The sequence below is a fragment of the Scardovia inopinata JCM 12537 genome (genome assembly GCF_001042695.1).
Taxonomy (GTDB): Bacteria; Actinomycetota; Actinomycetes; order Actinomycetales; family Bifidobacteriaceae; genus Scardovia; species Scardovia inopinata.
The window spans coordinates 56542-75255 of record NZ_AP012334.1 but is presented as its reverse complement, the minus strand read 5'-3'; the positions used below and the strand labels follow the sequence as shown (position 1 = coordinate 75255).

Sequence of the window (18714 nt, the reverse complement as noted above, 5' to 3'; positions counted from 1 at the left end):
AGGTACCTCTAGAGCAGGTAAACAAAAGCTTCCCAGGCAGACAGCTTGCCGATCAGGAGGGAGGCTGTTGTCTGCTCGGGCTCGTAGGTCGAAATGAGGATATTGTCAACCCCGGCTCGACCGTTGATAAGGCTGCGGGTCTGAGGAGGTATCTTAGCCGAGGACGAAGAAACATTGACCACTACTAGAAGCTGATGTCCTTCAATCCCGGGCAAGCCCTGGGCCTGATCCTGCGGGAGGCTGCGGGTAAAGGCATATACCTGGGGATCATCTTTATCGAGCAGATTCCACTCTCCTGCCGACACCAAAATATTGTCGTGACGGAGCTGAATCAGCTTCTTATAGAAGGAATAGACCGACTGCGGATCTTTCACCTGATCCCTGGCGTTAATAACATCCTTATTAGGATTTACTGAAATCCAAGGCTCATGTGGGGCATAGTCAGCAGTAAAACCTGCAAATTTGCTGGAATCCCACTGCATGGGAGTGCGGGAATTATCCCGGCTCATGGCGGCCAGGCCCTGCATCATCTCTTCCCTGGTAGCCACCTTAGCCTGGTCTACCCGCTGATGATAAAGATTGATTGATTCCAGATCCCGGTACTGGCTGAGGCTGGTGAAGCCAGCATTGGTCATGCCCAGCTCCTCACCCTGGTAGATGTAGGGGGTTCCCCTATGCAAGTGCATCAGGAGAGCCAAGGCTTTGGCAGAGCGAATTCTGAGCTCATCAGTACTGGTATCTCCCCAGCGGGAAACAGACCTGGGCTGATCATGATTATTGAAGAAAAGGCTTGCCCAGCCAGCCCTTCTGACCGCATCCTGCTGGGCGCCAAGGGCCTTCTTCAAATCAGTCAATTTCCAGGGGACAAGGGACCACTTGCCATCGGGGCCGTGATCTATGTCAGTATGGTCAAAAATAAAGAGCATATCAAGCTCGCGGTGAACCGGATCGGTGATGAACTGATCTCGCCCGGGGCTGATTCCCGGCGCCTCTCCCACAGTCAGATAACCGTGGCGGGAATCGAAAACTTCCCGATGCATTTCTGCCAGGAACTCATCCAGCCGGGGGCCATCCTGGCAGAAAGGAGCAGGGCTGGAATAGCCTTCAGGCCCAACGTCACCATCAGACAGGAAGGAATCATCTACACCGGGAAGCTGCCCATAAGCGTCTACCTGTTTAGAAATCAGGGTGATGACATCCATGCGGAAACCGTCTATCCCTCGGTCCATCCACCAATTCATCATGTCATACACAGCCTTCCTGACCTCAGGATTCTCCCAGTTAAGATCAGGCTGCTTCTTGGAAAACTGATGAAAATAATACTGACCCCGCTGAGGATCAAACTCCCAGGCAGAGCCTCCAAAATATGACCCCCACCGGTTAGGTTCTGCTCCAGCAGTTCCCGGATCATGCCCGGACCGGGCCGGCCGCCACCAATACCAGTCGGCGTGGGGATCATTCTTGTTCCTGGAGGCCTGGAACCAGGGATGCTCGTCAGAAGTATGATTGACGACCAGATCCATGACGATCTTAAGACCCTTCTGGTGGGCCTGAGAAATAAGCTCATCCATGTCGTCCACAGTGCCAAACATAGGGTCTATATCCTGATAATCAACAATATCGTAGCCGTTGTCGTCCTGAGGAGATTTGTATACCGGGGAAAGCCAGATCACGTCCACCCCTAAATCAACCAGATAATCCAACCGGGATGTTATTCCCCTCAGATCGCCAAAACCATCGCCATTGGAATCCTGAAAAGATCGGGGATACACCTGGTAAACTACGGCATTTGACCACCAAGGATTAGGAGAAGCCCCATTAGTGCGGACTTGCTGAGGAATAAAATTTGTCATCATCAATCCATTACGAAAGAAAAATCACAATCCTACTTGACAGCTCCGCGCATAACACCGGAAACGACCCAGCGCTGAGCGAAGATGTAGACAATCAGTACCGGAGCCATGGCCATCAAATAGGAAGCAAAGGCAACCGGATAGTTGGTGCTGAACTGAGAGGAGAACACATACTGTGACAGCTGAATAGTCGAGTTGGACTGATCAGTCAGGATAATCAAGGGGAGCATGAAGTCATTCCAGACCCACAGGACGGTCATAATGGCAATAGTGGCATTAATCGGTCCCATCAGGGGGAAGATAATGGTCCAGAAGACTCTCCATGTGGAAGCACCATCCATACGGGCAGCTTCCTCCAGGGAAATGGGGATGGAGCGGATGAATCCAATCCCAATAAAGAGATTGGTCCCCAGGCCCAGAACGGTGTAGAGGATGATTAGACCCAGCTGGTTATCCAGGTGGAGAACCCCCATCTGCCTTGCCAGGGGCAGCATGATAACTGTGAAGGGAACGAACATGGCAGCTACGAAGAAGTAGTACATGAACTTAAAGAAGGGACGGTCCATGTTCCTGGCAATGGCGTAAGCCACGAAGGTATTGGACAGGAGGGTCAAAACCGTGGCGCAGACCGTGATTATCAAGGTAGTCCAGGCGGCATGAGGATAGTTTACCAGATTCCAGGCTTGACCATAATTGGACCAGTTCCATACCTTGGGCAACTCAAAGCCGCCGATAGTGGCGTTTGTCTTGACCGAAGAGATAAAGGCAAAGTAAAGGGGAACCAAAATAGTCAAGGAAAGGACGGCCGTCAGAATAGTCAAAGGCCAGCTGACCCTGTTCTGCTTGGAAAGCTTCATCTTTTCCTTAGTTGGGTCGTAGCGCTTGCCTGCAGCTACATTCCGCCCTTGCCGGCCCATGGATCCCAGCTGTGATTTTTGCGTCTGAGCGCTTGATTGTGCATTACTCATCAGATCTGCTCCCTGTTCGAGAAGAACTTCAACTGGATGAAGGCGATTATTGCCAGAAGGATGAAGTAGATAACCGCATCCGCCGTCTGATAGGCATATTCGCCGCCAGTAAGACCGTTGTTATAAATCAAATAGGAGACCGTTTCCGTTGCGGAATCAGGACCGCCGGCGGTCAGGGCCACAATCTGGTCGAAGGCGCCAAGGGTATTCTTGAGCGACAGCACAGCATTGATGGTCACGAAGGGTCCCAGGAGGGGAAAAGTGATCTGCCAGAATCCTTGCCAGGCATTGGCTCCATCAATCTCAGCTGCCTCATAGATCTCCTGATCAATAGTTTGAAGGCCAGCCAAATAAAGGAGAGTGTTGTAAGCAACCGACTGCCAGACAGTCAGGAAGACAATGGGAATCCAGGCAAGCTGGGCATTGGTAATCATAGATGTACTCAGCCAGTCAATATGGAGAGCCTGGCCCAGGGCAGGCAGGGGAACCATGAAGATGTACTTGAACACATAACCAATAACCAGGACGGCTAAGGTGTAGGGGATGAAGAAAATAGCCCTGAAACCATTCTTAAAAGCGATCCGTGAATTAAGAAGAACCGCCAGGAACATGGCAATCAGGTTGATGAGGATGGAGCAGACAAGGGCAATGAAGATGGAAAAGCCATACGCATGCCACACCCGGTCATCCTGGAAGAGGGCCTTGTAATTGCTCAGACCAATCCACTTATACTTTCCGAAACCTTGGGAATTTGTAAAAGAGTACAAAATGCCCTGAATGAAGGGAACATAGAGGAAGAAAGCAAAGATAATCGCTGCCGGAACAGTCATCCAGTAGTAGGTACGATCAAACTTCAATTTCTTCCCGGGGGCAGCAGCCCTGGGGACTGCGCGCGCAGATGATGCAGATGACATAACGTTACCTCCTAGTTGAAGTTCCTGGCCTGGACCTTATTCCATTCCTTCTGCATGGAATCGGTGAATCGCTGGGAATTTCCGGTGGAAACCAGAGTCTGAAGGAAGCCAGCGAGGTTAATAGAAGAGGGAATCTGATGATCACAGAAATCAACAATTCGATTGGACTTGAAGAAGGGCAGAACGGAGGCAATTTCTTTGCCGCCGGCCTGAGTTTCTTTCAGGGGCGTGAAGGCATACTGAGCTTTGGCATATTCCATTACGTTCTTCTTTTCCAAAAGGAACTCAATGAACATACGGGCTTCTTTTTCGTGCTTGGTGGTGGCCCCCATGGTCAGAACCACGTCATCGCCGGCAGTCAGCTTTTGGGCAGAAGCCTGGTTGTTGGCCGGCATATTGGCAAAGCGCAGCTTGATCTTCTTGTTGACAGAGGTGATCTGCGGAATAGCATAGGTTCCCAGGGGAAGAATGGCAGCCCTGCCATTAGCAAAATCCTGAGTAGCCTGCTGGTAGGTCACTCCCTTGTTAGACTGAGCGTAGGTGAAGAGGGTGTATTCCTTCTTGGCTGTCTCAGTCCAAAGCTTGGCAAAATTAGTGGTCCCCTTTTTCAGATCGGTATATTTGCTGAGGGGAACAAGGGTGCCATTTAATGAAGCCAAGGGTGCCTGCAGAGTCCAGGTATCGGCCCAGGACGCTTCTACCGGAGTGATTCCTGCAGCTTTGATTTTTTTCAGTGCGGCAATAAAATCATTCCAGGTCTGAGGAGGTTTGGCTGGATTGAGACCAGCTTTCTTCCATAAATCAACATTGATAATGTAACCGGAAGCATTGCCCGCATAAGGCAAAGCATACAGCTTCTTCTGGGAAGGATCGGTAGTTTGCACTAAATCGCGGGAAATTTGAAGCATACCTTTGTTAAGCTTCTTGGTAATGGGGTCTCCCTCCCAATTGTGGTAGACACCGGAAGCCGCAAACATACCGTAAGAGATGTCTCCATTGAGGGTGATGACATCGGGAACACGGCCCTTAACCAGGCGGGTGCGCATATCTGTCTGCGCGTTGGCTGTGTTGTTGACATTAATTTTAATGTTCGTATGCAGCTTCTCAAATTCACGGGCCTTGGCCGTAAACCAGGAAGCAGCTTCTGCCTTAAACTGGAAAAAATCAAGGGTGACCGTGCCTGAGCTAGAGGTTCCGCAGGCACCAAGCAAGGAGCCAGTCAGCGATACAACAGCTGCAAGCGCAATGAGTCGACTGATGAATTTTTTCGTTTTAAGGGTGCCATTCTTCATAATGACTCCTTTTGTCAAGTTATGGCAAGCTGGCCATAACTAACTGATATACTTTTTCTATTTTAATTTCTTTAAATAAGTTTTCTAGCTCCGGCATGTTTGCGCGCAAAAGAAAGTAAAAAATGATATTTTATAATTTATGGAAAAAAATAGGATCCCTTTATGGTTCTCCCTGTCGGACAATACCCACGACATTGTTGTGGATATTATGCGAAACGGCCCTGTCTCCCGGTCTAAGCTGGCCCGGGACCACCGTCTTTCTGCCGGTACCCTGTCAAAAATCACCAGCGAGCTGATCTATCAGAAAATTATTGATGAGCAAAAGACGCCACAGGAAGACAGGAAAAACGCAGATCAGGAAGAGGGAAGTAAAGAGAGAATTAAAAAGGGAATTGACTATACAGAAGAGTTGGAAAGACAGGTGGCAAGGGACGGTGCAAACGGCCGCGGCCGTCCTCAGGTGGGGCTGATGATTCATGCTGAATCCAGAACCTATATTGGCATTAATGTTCATACCTTTGAATCCGTCATGATGCTGACTGACGCCATGTGCCACCCCCTGACTGATCCGTTGATTGTTTCCTACACAGATACCAGACCCACAGCGATAGTCGACGCCCTGTCAGGAGGCATTAGGCAGCTGATTCAGAAAGCTGAACAGGCAGGGCTCAGCAAGCCCAGCGCAGTGGGAATCACCGTGGGCGGCCACATTGTGGAGGATAATACTGTTACCTATGCCCCTTTTCTGCGGTGGAATGGACCAGTCAAGCTGGGAGATATGATTCAGGATCGATGCCAGATTCCCACGGCAATTTTCAATGATTTGGATTCCCTGCTGGTCTACGAAAGCTGGTTTGGATCCGGCCGGGGAATGCAGCGTTTTGCCCTGGTGACTATTGGTCTGGGCATTGGATACGCCCTCTGCGAAGGCGGGCAATCAGTTGATTATCCGGATAAGAGTTATGGTCTGGCCGGGCATGTGCTGGTGGATCCTGACGGCCCTACCTGTTCAGCCGGCCACAAAGGCTGCTCTCAATGTCTGACCTCTCCTTCCCTGGCCATGGAGTACTCCCAACTCATGGGTCAGCCCATGAGTTTTGATGATTTTGCCGCCAACGTGGAAGCGGGGAAACCCATTGCCAGGCATCTGATTGAGAACTCCTGCTACCGCCTGGGGGTACTTCTGTCCACAATTGCCAACATGGCCATGCCAGAGAAAATTCTCATCGGCGGAGAAGCCGCCCATCTGGCTACCACCGCCATGGAATCAATACGAACAGGAATCACCCGTTACAGGCACAGCCAGGCTCAGCCAGTTGCATTTGAAATTCTCAGCTATGAATGGGAGCAGTGGGCCCTGGGAGGAGCTTCCCGGGTAATAGCCCTGTCCATCCTCAAGTAAGGTTCAAAAGCAGAACCTGCTTGCTGTCCAGCAGCAGAAGACAGGAGTTTACCCCTCGTCTACACTGTGCGAGCAGAAAAAACTACAGCCTGAGCCGGATGCAACTGAGGAGGCCTCACTCCATACGTCTGCAGGGCTTCCCCGTTGACTGTCAGGCCCTGCTGAGACCACCAGGAAAGAGGGGTCTGTCCATTGCCAATCTGGCTTAAATCCTGGCTGACCGGCAGGGGGCAAATCCGGTAAAGAGCCTGAGGATCCAAACCAGGCAGACGGATAGGAGCAGCAGGATAATTCACTGACGTGGTTACCTGGGTAAAGCGGAAAAGGGCCTGAGTTTTATCCGCAGAAACCAGGCCATCCAAGCGGACAGATGGATCAGGGCTATCGGCGTGAACAAGCTGAGCCTGTCCATCCGCAACCAGGAGACGTGACTGTTTATAAACAGCAATCCAATCACGAAGCTGCTCCAGCTGATCCTGACTGACCGTATTCAGATTCCATTCCACCCCCAGGTGTCCCAACAGAGACATTGCAGCCCTCAGGGGCAGGGAGGTTACTCGAGCTGTGGAATGAGCGGGAGAATCACCGATATGCTCCCCCATCATTTCGGGAGCAACCAGAAGGGACGTGTAAGGCTGAATAGTTGCTCTTTCTACCGGATCCACGCAGTCTGAAACCCAAATGCGGTCGCAGCGGGTAAGAATACCCATATCTACTCTGCCGCCTCCTGAACTGCAGGACTCAATCTCCAGGCCAGGATGCCGCAGTTTAAGAGCATCAATAATAGCATAGACAGCCTCTGTCTGTCTGTGCACGGCAGGCAGACCAGTCAGGCGGGAAACTGGCTCAGACACCAGCTTATTGTGGTCCCATTTGATGTAATCGATCCCAATCTGCTCGACCAGGGAATCCATGGCAGAAAAAACATAATCCAGGACCTCAGGGTTAGTCAGATCAATGACCTGCTGGTACCGTCCCTGGACAGCAGACCTATGGACCGTTGGCGACAGGATCCAGTCAGGATGGGCTCGTGCTGTGTCAGAATCAAGATTAATCATCTCCGGTTCAAACCAGAGGCCAAATTCCATATCTTTATTATGCACATAATCAGCCAGAGGCTTCAGACCCTGAGGCCAGACTTCAGGAGAAACCTGCCAGTCCCCCAGGCCGGAATGGTCACTGCGGCGGGATCCAAACCAGCCATCATCAACCACAAAACGCTCCACTCCACAGTCAGCCGCTTTGTCTGCCAAAGACCGAAGGGTAGGAAAAGAATGTTGAAAATACACGGCTTCCCAGGTATTCAGGATTACCGGCCGTGGTTTGGCAGCCAGATTGGGATGCAGCTGCCTGAGAAGATCATGGAAGCGATGGGACACCTGGTTGAGACCGTGGCCATAACTGCCGTATACCCAAGGACTGGTGTATTCCTCTGATTCCCCCAGGTCAGCCTCACCTCCAAACAGAAGTTCTCCCCCGCCCAGGACCGGGCTGGCAAAGGGGATAGCTTCCACGCTGACTGTGCTGTTCCCGCTGCAACCCACATGAACGCTGTAAATCTCACCCTGTTCAAAACCAAAACCGCGGGTACCAACATTCATCAGAAGGGTGGCATCAAAATCAGGCCGGCCCATCAAAGAATTCTTTTCCAGACGACCCTTGACCAACTCCTGCCGCTGAGGAGACCGCTCACGCAGATGATGCCCGGTTGTGGTCAGGACTTCGCTGACCACCGAGGGCAGATTGTAACCCAACTCAACGGTTTGAACAGACAGGAGGTCTGACTGACTATTGACAACTTTTACCCTCTGCCGAACCAGGCCGGAGTCCAGAAGCTGCAGCTCCCAGTACAGGCAGACCCCCTGTTCAGCGTCTTCAGCCTGAACAATCACATGAGGAACATTTTCCTGCCGGGGATAGGTAGGGCTTGACTTCATAGCCTGCTCCAGCTGAGAAGGCTTGTAGGAGATCAACTGTGTAGCAAGAGGAGACAGGGGGTCAACCAGCTTGCCCTCCTGATCTGCCGTCAGAGAGGTAACAGAAAAACGACAGAAGAGTTCCACCCCATGGCGGCGAACTACAAACCGGCTCCTTCCCGACCATGACTCAGCCTGGGTAGGAATGATGCTGGGGAAGAGGGTACCATCCAGATTTCCCGAAACATTCTGCGGAGCCAAGGCATCATACAGATTGGAGGCCGACTGAGGATCAGCCAGGGGGCGACCCCAGTGAACAATCCAGGGAAGCCCGTCGCAGGGGAAAGCCAGGGCAAGACCAACCGAGCCATTTTCCAGGTAGACAGTGGTCAAATTACTTCCCCGAATTGTCGTTGTGGTGAAGGTACGAACCAGTCGCTGATTATGTGCCGTAACAGTCATGGGTAATGTTCTCCTCTGTTGAGTTCAAGTTCAATAAGTTAAGTAAATCCTGGCTGTTCCCATATCATAACTATATATCGGCAGGTGAAAGCAGGAGGATTATTTTCCCTGCCCGGGCGTGGCTAAATCATATAGAAAATAAATTAAACAACTTGAGAGCTACCAGGCAAGCTGAGGCGGCGCTCGCACTGCAGGAGACCTGCCTATTCGTTCTGAGAACGAGTTTTCTGGAAGAAATGAGATAAAAGACGAGAACAGTCCTGTCGGAGAATTCCTCCCACAACTTCAGGCTGAGAACCAACATGCGGATCGCGGGGAATATCCCAGACCGACCCGCAGGCCCCCATTTTAGGGTCCCAGGTTCCAAAAACAATTCTGCCCAGATGAACACTTACCGCTGCCCCGGCACACATAGGGCACGGTTCCATAGTGACAATCAGGCTGCAACCGGCAAGATTCCAGTCGCCCTTGACCTGACCTGCCGCTCTGAGCGCTTCTATTTCCGCATGCGACAGAGGATCTGCCCGGGCCTGACGTTGATTGTACCCCTGGGAAATCAGCCGGCCCCGATTATCAAGCAGAACAGCCCCCACGGGAACATCACCAGCCTGCGCAGCCCTGACAGCATTTTTCAGGGCCAAGGCCATGGCCTGCTCATCAGACAGGCTCTCCTCAGGTAAGCCATCACCAGACAAGCCATCGTCAGACAAGCCGTCCTCCGACGAGCCTTGCGCAGATACCTTGCCTATTCCTACTGTCATACCCTGATTATCTCATCCCTTCCCTACTGGTCCGCCACAAGCGACCTATCCGCCCATGCTGGGGGGTATCATAAAAGTTATGACTATGCATCTTACAGTTCTCGATCATCCCCTAGTAGACCACAAGCTCACTGTTTTAAGGGATAAGGGTACCCCATCTAATATTTTCCGTGACCTGATCAGCGAACTGGTCACTCTGGAGGCATACGAGGCAACGCGGGATCTGGCCGTTGAAGACCGCCCTATTGAAACACCGGTTGCTCCCACAGTAGGCAAGTATCTGGCCGGCCCCAAGCCCATGGTTGTGCCCATCCTCCGCGCCGGTCTAGGTATGCTGGATGGAATGACCCGCCTTCTGCCCACAGCCGAAGTAGGTTTTCTGGGAATGAAGAGAGATGAAAACACCCTTGATATTATTACCTATGCCAACCGTTTACCTGATGATCTGACCAACCGTCAATGCTTTCTCCTGGACCCCATGCTGGCAACCGGAGGTACTCTGGTAGCCGCTATCCAGTATTTGAAGGAACGCGGAGCTAAAGATATTACTGCTATTGACATCCTCGCTGCCCCCGAAGGCTTGAGCAGGCTGGAAAAGGAAGTCGATCCTGCTATTGATTTCAAGGTTGTGGTCTGCGCTGTGGACGACAAATTAAACGACAAAGCATATATTGTTCCCGGGTTGGGTGACGCCGGAGACCGCTTGTATGGCCTGGTGGATTAAGCGGGTTAAGAGGATTAAGAAGACTAAGAAGATTAAAACCAGCTTGTAGTCTGCTTTACAAAAAGTACAGCATGACAATGGGAATTTACCACTCCGTAAAATTATCACTCCATAAAAGGGGAAGCGAATCGCGCCTATGCTCAGTATTTTTGATATGTTCACTATCGGTATTGGTCCTTCTTCCTCCCACACCGTTGGCCCCATGCGGGCAGGGAAAGCTTTCGCCCGCAGCCTTGAAAATAAAGGCCTGCTAAATCAAATCAGCAGAATTCATGTCACCCTGTATGGATCCCTGTCGCGCACAGGGAAAGGCCACGGAACAGACAGGGCAGTAGCTGCCGGCTTGGAAGGCTGCGATCCGGAAACAGCAGACACAAATCATGTTCTGACTGTCCTGGATGAATGCGACCGTCAAGGGAAGCTGACACTTGCTGGATCAAGAAAAATTCCCTTCTCCTCTTCTGACATTGAGTTTGATTTCTGGACCACCCTCCCCTACCATCCCAACGGGATGAAGCTGGAAGCCTATGGGCAGAACGGCCAGGTTGTGTTCACCGATACCGTCTACTCGGTAGGCGGAGGTTTTATTGTACATCAGGCAGATATTGACAATCAAACTCAGCAGCAGACCTGTGAGACAGCAGTTCCCTATCCCTTCACCAGTGCGACTGATCTAGTTGACATCTGCAGGAAGGAATCACAATCCATAGCTGACATTGTCTGGGCCAACGAACTTGCTCTGCGGCCGGAAAGTCAGATCAGAGAGTATGCGGACACCCTGTGGACCATCATGCAGGAATGTGTAAAATCCGGCTGCCACAGCCAGCAGAAAATTCTGCCCGGGGGCCTAAATGTGCGCCGGAGGGCACCTGGTCTCTACACAATGCTGAAAGAAACCCAGTGCAAGGGGAAAAGCCTGATCCATCCCATGGAATGGGTTGACCTTTACGCCTTAGCAGTCAATGAAGAGAACGCTTCAGGAGGACGAATCGTCACTGCTCCCACTAATGGGGCAGCCGGAATCGTTCCGGCTGTTCTTCATTATTATTGGAACTTTGTGGAGGGGGCAAATTCGGGGGGAGTAATGACCTTCCTGCTGACCGCCTGCGCTATTGGATATCTTTTCAAAACCAACGCCTCCATATCTGGAGCTGAAGTGGGTTGCCAGGGGGAGGTAGGATCTGCCTGCTCCATGGCGGCAGCAGGCCTCTGCGCCGTTATGGGCGGAAGCCCCCAGCAAGTAGAAAACGCAGCTGAAATTGGGATTGAGCACAACTTAGGCCTCACCTGTGATCCCGTGGGAGGACTGGTACAAATCCCTTGCATTGAACGTAACGCCATGGCTGCCAACACTGCCATCAACGCAGCCCACATGGCTTTGCTCAGCGATGGCTCCCACCTGGTCTCCCTGGATTCAGCCATAGAAACCATGAAGCAAACTGGTCATGACATGATGGCCAAGTATAAGGAAACCTCCCAGGGAGGGCTGGCCGTTAACGTCGTGGAGTGCTAGCTTAAACCACCTGCAGGTTGTACTTATCTGCCAAGGAGTAGATATGGGGAACCCCATATTTTTTCACTATCTGAAGCCATCGTTCCTCATTATCTTTCCCGAATCGGGCCGATCGGTGCTGGTAATTCTCAGCAGAAACAAAGGTGAGCGGGTCTGATTTACTGTTGAATTTGTCCGCATACATGACGATTTCCTGCTCGGGAGTTTGAGGAAGATAATCATCAGGAGGAAGATCCAGACCCTGATCATGAACGGCTTTCCTGCTCAGGCCTAGGCCAGTATGGTTACGGGCAAAGGCAGCTAAAGATTCGTCGGCTCCAACCTCCAGAAGATAGCGATATCCCAGAATCCCATGCTGAATATAATTATGGTGGAAGGTGACCTTCCTTCCCTCCTCCTCAGCTTGTTTTCCAGTCAGTCCGGGGGCATAGGAACCGGGATCGTCAACCAGCTGATAGGTTCCAATGTCGTGAATCAGGCTTCCGGCAACGGCCAGTCTGGCATTTAAACTGTTCCCGGCAGGATCGGTCTGGCAGAGTTCCTGGGCAAGGAAAGCAACTATAGCGCAGTGAGAGGCAATCAGGTAGAAAGCCCGCGGGCTGGGAGCCTGATCTTTATGCAGGCCCAGGGCCCAGTTGATGGTTTCATCCGGAAGATCAAGCCGGGGAAGAAGATCATCCAGAATCCGCGAGCGCCAGGGATCGGCTTCGAATTCGAGAGCAAATTCAGTTTCAGTCACATCTGGTCCGGTCATATTTTCATCATAGGACTGATAATCGAACGTTTCTTGCAGGATGAAAGAAAAGGTGGAAAAGGAGGAGCGTGAGAGGGTATGAGGAGCGCGAGGGAGTATGAGGGAATATGCGGGAGATAATGACTGCGCAGTATAATAAAAACAATGATGAATCTGATGAAGCCCTTCCTCTCTTTGTGGCATCGTCTGCGCTGCCGTATTTCCAAGGATCAGGCAGTCCTCCTCTTGGCTGTTCTTGTAGCTGTCTGCATCGTAGGCGGGGCCTTGCTGGGACCGGCTCTCACAGGAAGTCCCACTTCCAAGGGGAAGAATCAGACAGCCGGGCTGGTGCAATCAGGAAGTCAGACTCAAGAGAGCAGTACCAAGAGGAAAGCGAAGAAGTCCAGGCATCTTCCCCGCCAAAAGGGCGAAAGCTCTGCCACTACTTTATCAACCACAGCTATAGACTGGGCCAAACCCACCGGCGGACCCTACCCCCAGTTAAGCAAACAATCAGCGATTTCTTTAGAAGTAGATCTGGCCCGGCAAAGAGTGTACATTAAGGCAGATGGGAAAACCATCTACACGATGGTGGCAAGCACAGGACTGGACGGAAGCACTCCCCGAGGGAACTTTACCATCGGCGGAAATACTGACATTACCAGGGGAGAATCCTTTTACAATCCCAGCGAAAAAATGGGTGCTAAAAACTGGGTCAGAATAACCGGGTCTATTCTTTTCCATTCGGTTCCGACAGACAATAAGGGGAACTTCATCACCAGTGAGGCGCAGAAGCTGGGATCTCCAGCCTCTCACGGCTGCGTGCGCCTGAGCGTTCCCGATAGCAAATGGATTTATGACAATATCAGAACCAGCACCCCTGTTCGAATTTTTTAAGCCTAGGCGGCGAAAAGGGCAAAAGAAAAAATATTCCCAAAATCGTTCTCCACTGTGCGAGATAAAGGGCTGTTCGCAGCCGTTTTCATCCAGGAAAGAAGTAGGATGGAACCATGACTACAGATTTTTCAGAAAAGACTGAGTGGTCCAACCCGCTGCGCGATCCCAGGGATTTAAGGCTGCAGAGGATTGCCGGCCCCTGCTCCCTGGTCCTCTTTGGCGTTACCGGTGACTTGTCAAAGAAAAAGCTGCTGCCAGCCGTATACGATCTCGCCAACCGGGGACTGCTGCCAGCCGGCTTTGGCTTAGTAGGATTTGGCCGCCGCGATTGGTCTCATGATGACTTTGCCAACTTTGTCAAAGAGAATGTTCAGGCTCACTGCCGCACTCCCTTCAATGAATCCACCTGGAAGCACCTGAGCGACGGCCTGCGTTTTGTCCAGGGAACCTTTGACGATCATGATGCTTTTGTCCGCCTGAGTGACACCGTGGCTGAACTTGACCGGGTCAGGGGAACCGAAGGGAATCATGCCTTCTACATGTCTATTCCTCCCCGGGCGTTCCCGGTGGTAGCTCAGCAGCTGGCTGATTCCGGTCTGGCTAAGTCTACCGAAGAAGCCTGGAGGCGGGTCATCATTGAAAAGCCTTTTGGGCGCGATTTAACCAGCTCCCGTCAGTTGGATACAGTCGTGGCTGAAGTCTTTGACCCGAATTCCATTTTCCGCATTGATCACTACTTAGGCAAAGAGACCGTTCAGAACCTTCTTGCCCTGCGCTTTGCCAACATGATGTTTGAACCTATCTGGAACTCGCATTATGTCAGCCATGTGGAAATCACTATGGCTGAAGACATTGGGATTGGAGGCCGGGCCGGATATTATGACGGAATTGGTGCTGCCCGCGATGTGATTCAAAATCATCTTCTTCAACTGATGGCCCTGACCGCCATGGAGGAGCCTGCCAGCTTTACGGCTAAGGATCTGGCTATTGAAAAACTGAAGGTTTTGTCCAGCGTGCGTCTGCCGGATGATCTTGCTGCTCACACTGCCCGCGGGCAGTACGCAGCTGGCTGGCAGGGTTCTCAGAAAGTAGTAGGCTATCTGGATGAAAAGGGCATCAGCCCGGACTCCACGACAGAAACTTATGCTGCTGTCCGCCTGGATATTGATAACCGCCGCTGGGCAGGCGTTCCCTTCTATCTGCGAACCGGTAAGCGCCTGGGCAAAAGGGTAACGGAGATTGCCGTTAATTTCAGGAAAGCTCCTCACCTGCCTTTTGAATCCAGCGCCACCCAAGATCTGGGAGAAAATGCGATTGTGATTCGCGTTCAGCCTGATGAAGGCATCACCCTGCGTTTTGGATCCAAAGTACCGGGAACTGCCATGGAAGTTCGGGATGTCAATATGGACTTCACCTATGGAAATTCCTTCACTGAAGCTTCCCCTGAGGCCTACGAGCGCCTGATTCTGGATGTTCTGCTGGGAGATCCGCCCCTCTTCCCTACTTCTGAAGAGATTGATTTGTCCTGGAAGATTCTTGACCCGATTGAGCATTTCTGGGAGGCTCAAGGCCAGCCCCAGCCATACCGGGCAGGTACGTGGGGACCGGCCGAGGCTGATCAGATGCTGGCAAGGGACGGACACAGCTGGAGAATCCCTTAAAAAACCTGGTGCCATGTTTGCGCCCGAACCATATCCTGAACCCATATATACACGATAGATACACGATAGATATATACAAGCCCTACAAAAAGAAACAGCCATGAAACTTAAACTGAGCAACTGCACAACATCGCAGATAACCAATAAAATCAATGATCTGCACGAAGAACGTGGGGAAGCTGCCGAAGGCCGGGTCTTCACCATGCTTATCAGAACTACCGAGGATGAGCTAGAGGACTCTTTGGCTGCTGCCAATGTGGCTAGCCGGGAACATCCCTGCAGGATTATTTCCATTGCTACCTGTCCCCATGCCGATCCCTCCATCCCCCTGGACGCTGAAATCCGTTTTGGGGCTGACGCCGGGGCTGGAGAAATTATTGTCCTCTATCCCACAGGCGGCCTTTTAAGGCACTTGGACACCCTGATTATCCCCCTTCTGGTTCCTGATGCGCCTGTTTTGGCCTGGTGGCCAACAGATGCACCGGAGAATCCAGCCTCTGACCAGATTGGCCGCATGGCCCGCAGCCGTATTACCGACGCACAGAGGACCGCCAATCCGGAAAAAACCTTTGAAACCCTACGCAATAACTGGACAAAGGAGGACACTGACCTGTCCTGGACTCGCCTGACCGTTTGGCGGGGACAGATTGCAGCCCTGGTTGATCAGCCTCCTCACACACCCATCACGTCAGTTCGCATCAGGGGCGGCAAGAATTCCCTTCCCCTGGATCTGCTGGGTTCCTGGCTGGCCTGGGCGCTGAAGGTGCCCGTCTCGATTGAGCGCGAGGCTGACACCAGCACTATTGCCGGAGTCTATATTGAACGCAGCAACGGCGCTGCCAGCCTGGTGCGGACGGGGGCAGAGGAAGTGCAGGTTCAGGAGCCTGGCCGCGCCCCACAGACTGTATCTATGCCGCACCGCACGCTGACCGACTGCATCAATGAAGAAATGCGGCGCCTGGACCCCGACGCCATTTATTCAGCAGTCATTAAAGAAGGCTGGGATCTTGTCTCCCACAGCTGAGGTTCTGATTCGGAGCAGACCGATTACCTTTTTCGGATCAAAACACTTACACTGGAAATATGACTGTACATACTCACGAATTTGGTTCCAAAACCGCCCTGATATACCCCAGCCGAGATGACGCTCTCGCCTCTGTCACCGCCGCAATGCTGAAGCGGACTGCCCAGCTTTTGGATAAGCAAAATCGGGTTGATATTGCCCTCACCGGTGGTACCGACGGGATTGCCCTCCTGAAACTTGCCCGAACCGTTGTCGACGGCAAAGATAGCGGAGATTCCCTCTCCTGTCTGGTGGCATCCCTAGATTTTTCCCGTATCCATTTTTGGTGGGGGGATGAGCGTTTTGTTCCTCAGAATGACCAGAACCGAAATGCCCTCCAGGCGAGGAAGGCCTGGCTTGATAATCTCACCAACCATCATGGGCTGCCGGAAGCTAATATTCATGAGATGCCTGCCGAACCCCGCGATCCTGAAAAAATCCAAGCTGACAGAAACGATACTGATGCCAATCTGGCTGTTTTGAAGACGGCAGCCTCAACTTATCAAGATGAGTTACTTAACCAACTAGGAGATAAAGGTCACCTGGATATTGCCCTCTTTGGCATGGGACCGGATGGCCATTTTGCCTCTCTTTTCCCCGGCTATCCACAGATTTTTGTACAGGACAACAACACTCTGGTTTTACCAGTGGTGGACTCTCCCAAACTTCCCCCTTTGAGACTGACACTGACAGCGCCATTTATTCAATCCACACCTTATGTATGGGTTGTTACCACAGGGACAAGCAAGGCCACAGCTGCAGCCCGAGCCCTTCGGGAACCAAACAATGGAGATTTCCCCAGTTCTTTTGCCCAGGGAACAGAGGAAACCCTCTGGTTCCTGGACAAAGATTCTGCCTGTGAGCTCAGCTGAGCTCACAGTTCTGCCTTGTGCTTATTCCTCCTGCGACCTGAGCACATCTTCTATAGACAGGGGGGCATGACCGGTAACCAGCTCAATATCATGCGTCACCCCAGACAGGCGGCCAGAGGCAATGGCCGTGTAGCTTGATACCCAAGCATCCAATTCCCATTGAGGAACCTGGTATGCCTCCCGCCGACTGGCGTAGGCCTCTTCCAGGGTCTCGTTCTTGTAGGTGGTCTTCCTGCCAGCTTTGGTAAGGCGGTCAGCAAACTCCTGCAGAGTAAAAGCTTCGGGTCCAGTCAAAGTATAGGTCCGACCAGAGTGAAGACGGGGGTTGCGCAGAACAGCTGCTGCCACAGCAGCTACATCTTTCTGAGAGACCGCAGACACCTTTCCGTCGCCAGCCGGTCCTGCGATGGTTCCGGGCTGGGCCCAACTGATCAGAGCTTCCAGATAAAAGTTATCCCTGAGGAAGGTGTAGTCAAGACCAGACTTTTTGATGTATTCTTCGGTAGCATAATGATCCCGCCCCAGGGTGAAATCAGCATCATCAGATGCAGCATCAAAGGAAATGTAGACAATCTGACGAACACCGGCAGCCAGGGCAGCATCGACAAATCCCTGATGCTCCTTGACCCGGTCAAGACTCTCCCGGGCAGAGACCATAAGAACCGTATCCACTCCCTGCAGAGCGGCACGAGTAGAAGGATCGTCTCCATAAACAAAGGGACAACGGGGGCAGCCCTCATACTGGGGAAGACGGTCCAGAGAAGCCTTACGGGCCAACATACGGAAAACATAACCACTGTCTGCCAAAAGACGGGCAACCATACTTCCTATGTGACCGCTGACCCCGGTTAAAGCCAGGGCAGGACGAGCAGTATCTGTCATAAAGATTCCTCCAGAGTAGTTTTATAATTATAAAATTTTATCTTTTTGTTATCCGTCTCAGAACCAGATCCAGTCCTTTAACAAGCCAGCACGCAATCAAGGCTCCGGCTAAAACCACCAGAATATTGCGGATTGACAGAAGGTAGCCTATTTTGGGTACATTGATAAAACCATAGGGGTATTCTCCTGTCTGCCAGCCGTAGAGAAAGATCCACCCTACCCACATCATGGGAATAAGTATACAGCGCGGAATGACCCCCTTGCCCGATAGGTCTCGAGGGCCCCAGATAAGCCATACAAACCAAGTCAGAGCCGGGGTCACTATGTGCTGCCAGGGATTAGTAATCCGCGACCAGCCCTGCAGGTGATTATAGGGGGCAATAACGGTTGCATAAACTACGGCTGTTACCAGAATCATGATCAGGGCAGACAGATGCAGCCCCTTGCGCCAAACTGTGCGTTTTGTCGGGTTTACTACCAGCATAAGGGTGACCAGGGCAACCATGATATTGGACCACATGGTGAAGTATGACAGCTGCTGGATCAGACGGCTACTCCATGTGGCTGTTACCTGAGGGTAGTAGCCGAAGAGACCAAAGCTGGCCTTTTCATCTTTAAACTTTCCCAGGGCAGACAGGGTATTGGTCAGGATAACCCCGCCCCAGGCAACTATGGTGTTAATCCACAGGGCAGGGCGGGTACCTGGGATCAAGCCCCGGCGACTGCCGGATCCTGATCTCCGTGAGGACTTTCCTGATGGTCTTCCTGTTGGCATAGGTTTCCTTCCACTGCCCCAGTTCC

The 18714-nt window shown here is 51.9% G+C and carries 16 protein-coding genes; 7 read left to right on the top strand and 9 right to left on the bottom strand.

Annotated features, from left to right (window positions below; genetic code table 11):
• Positions 1-8 precede the first annotated feature (8 nt).
• The 4 genes from SCIP_RS00290 to SCIP_RS00275 form a co-directional block, all read right to left on the bottom strand.
• Complete coding sequence (locus SCIP_RS00290; RefSeq protein WP_006292490.1) at positions 9-1853, bottom strand: alpha-glucosidase; 1845 nt, start codon at positions 1851-1853, stop codon at positions 9-11.
• Between the two features lie 32 nt (positions 1854-1885).
• Positions 1886-2710: a carbohydrate ABC transporter permease gene (locus tag SCIP_RS00285; RefSeq protein ID WP_171821043.1), complete on the bottom strand. Its 825-nt coding sequence runs from the start codon at positions 2708-2710 to the stop codon at positions 1886-1888.
• A gap of 110 nt (positions 2711-2820) precedes the next feature.
• Positions 2821-3735 carry a carbohydrate ABC transporter permease gene (locus SCIP_RS00280; RefSeq protein WP_006292488.1) on the bottom strand — a complete coding sequence of 305 codons (915 nt, stop codon included), beginning with the start codon at positions 3733-3735 and terminating at the stop codon, positions 2821-2823.
• An 11-nt stretch (positions 3736-3746) separates the two neighbouring features.
• Positions 3747-5027: an ABC transporter substrate-binding protein gene (locus SCIP_RS00275; RefSeq protein WP_006292487.1), complete on the bottom strand. Its 1281-nt coding sequence runs from the start codon at positions 5025-5027 to the stop codon at positions 3747-3749.
• Positions 5028-5166: 139 nt separating this feature from the next.
• Here SCIP_RS00275 and SCIP_RS00270 point away from each other — a divergent pair, with 139 nt between their 5' ends.
• Positions 5167-6429, top strand: coding sequence for an ROK family protein (locus SCIP_RS00270; protein ID WP_006292486.1), 1263 nt, complete (start codon positions 5167-5169; stop codon positions 6427-6429).
• Positions 6430-6488: 59 nt separating this feature from the next.
• On the opposite strand, the gene SCIP_RS00265 is transcribed toward SCIP_RS00270, so the two are convergent.
• Positions 6489-8807, bottom strand: a complete 2319-nt coding sequence (locus SCIP_RS00265; protein ID WP_006292485.1) for an alpha-galactosidase — start codon at positions 8805-8807, stop codon at positions 6489-6491.
• 203 nt (positions 8808-9010) lie between these two features.
• Complete coding sequence (locus SCIP_RS00260; RefSeq protein ID WP_040590760.1) at positions 9011-9472, bottom strand: nucleoside deaminase; 462 nt, start codon at positions 9470-9472, stop codon at positions 9011-9013.
• Positions 9473-9653: 181 nt separating this feature from the next.
• On the opposite strand from SCIP_RS00260, the gene upp reads away from it, so the two are divergent.
• On the top strand, positions 9654-10292 hold the full coding sequence (upp, locus tag SCIP_RS00255) for a uracil phosphoribosyltransferase (protein WP_040590757.1): 639 nt from the start codon (positions 9654-9656) through the stop codon (positions 10290-10292).
• A gap of 136 nt (positions 10293-10428) precedes the next feature.
• On the top strand, positions 10429-11805 hold the full coding sequence (locus SCIP_RS00250) for an L-serine ammonia-lyase (protein WP_006292482.1): 1377 nt from the start codon (positions 10429-10431) through the stop codon (positions 11803-11805).
• 1 nt (position 11806) lies between these two features.
• On the opposite strand, the gene SCIP_RS00245 is transcribed toward SCIP_RS00250, so the two are convergent.
• A complete protein-coding gene (locus tag SCIP_RS00245) occupies positions 11807-12559 on the bottom strand; it encodes an HD domain-containing protein (protein WP_048349240.1) in 753 nt (250 codons plus the stop codon).
• A gap of 144 nt (positions 12560-12703) precedes the next feature.
• Between SCIP_RS00245 and SCIP_RS00240 the strand changes: the two genes are divergently transcribed.
• The 4 genes from SCIP_RS00240 to pgl all read left to right on the top strand — a co-directional run bounded on the left by SCIP_RS00240 (position 12704) and on the right by pgl (position 17031).
• Positions 12704-13435, top strand: coding sequence for a L,D-transpeptidase (locus tag SCIP_RS00240; protein ID WP_115672857.1), 732 nt, complete (start codon positions 12704-12706; stop codon positions 13433-13435).
• 113 nt (positions 13436-13548) lie between these two features.
• A complete protein-coding gene (gene zwf, locus SCIP_RS00235) occupies positions 13549-15096 on the top strand; it encodes a glucose-6-phosphate dehydrogenase (RefSeq protein ID WP_006292479.1) in 1548 nt (515 codons plus the stop codon).
• A 100-nt stretch (positions 15097-15196) separates the two neighbouring features.
• Positions 15197-16120, top strand: coding sequence for a glucose-6-phosphate dehydrogenase assembly protein OpcA (locus SCIP_RS00230; RefSeq protein ID WP_006292478.1), 924 nt, complete (start codon positions 15197-15199; stop codon positions 16118-16120).
• A 59-nt stretch (positions 16121-16179) separates the two neighbouring features.
• Positions 16180-17031, top strand: coding sequence for a 6-phosphogluconolactonase (pgl, locus tag SCIP_RS00225; RefSeq protein ID WP_006292477.1), 852 nt, complete (start codon positions 16180-16182; stop codon positions 17029-17031).
• Between the two features lie 21 nt (positions 17032-17052).
• Here pgl and SCIP_RS00220 read toward each other — a convergent pair whose 3' ends face one another.
• Together SCIP_RS00220 and SCIP_RS00215 are read right to left on the bottom strand one after the other, a co-directional pair.
• Complete coding sequence (locus SCIP_RS00220; RefSeq protein ID WP_006292476.1) at positions 17053-17913, bottom strand: SDR family oxidoreductase; 861 nt, start codon at positions 17911-17913, stop codon at positions 17053-17055.
• A 37-nt stretch (positions 17914-17950) separates the two neighbouring features.
• Positions 17951-18688 carry a Pr6Pr family membrane protein gene (locus tag SCIP_RS00215; protein WP_006292475.1) on the bottom strand — a complete coding sequence of 246 codons (738 nt, stop codon included), beginning with the start codon at positions 18686-18688 and terminating at the stop codon, positions 17951-17953.
• Positions 18689-18714: the final 26 nt, after the last annotated feature.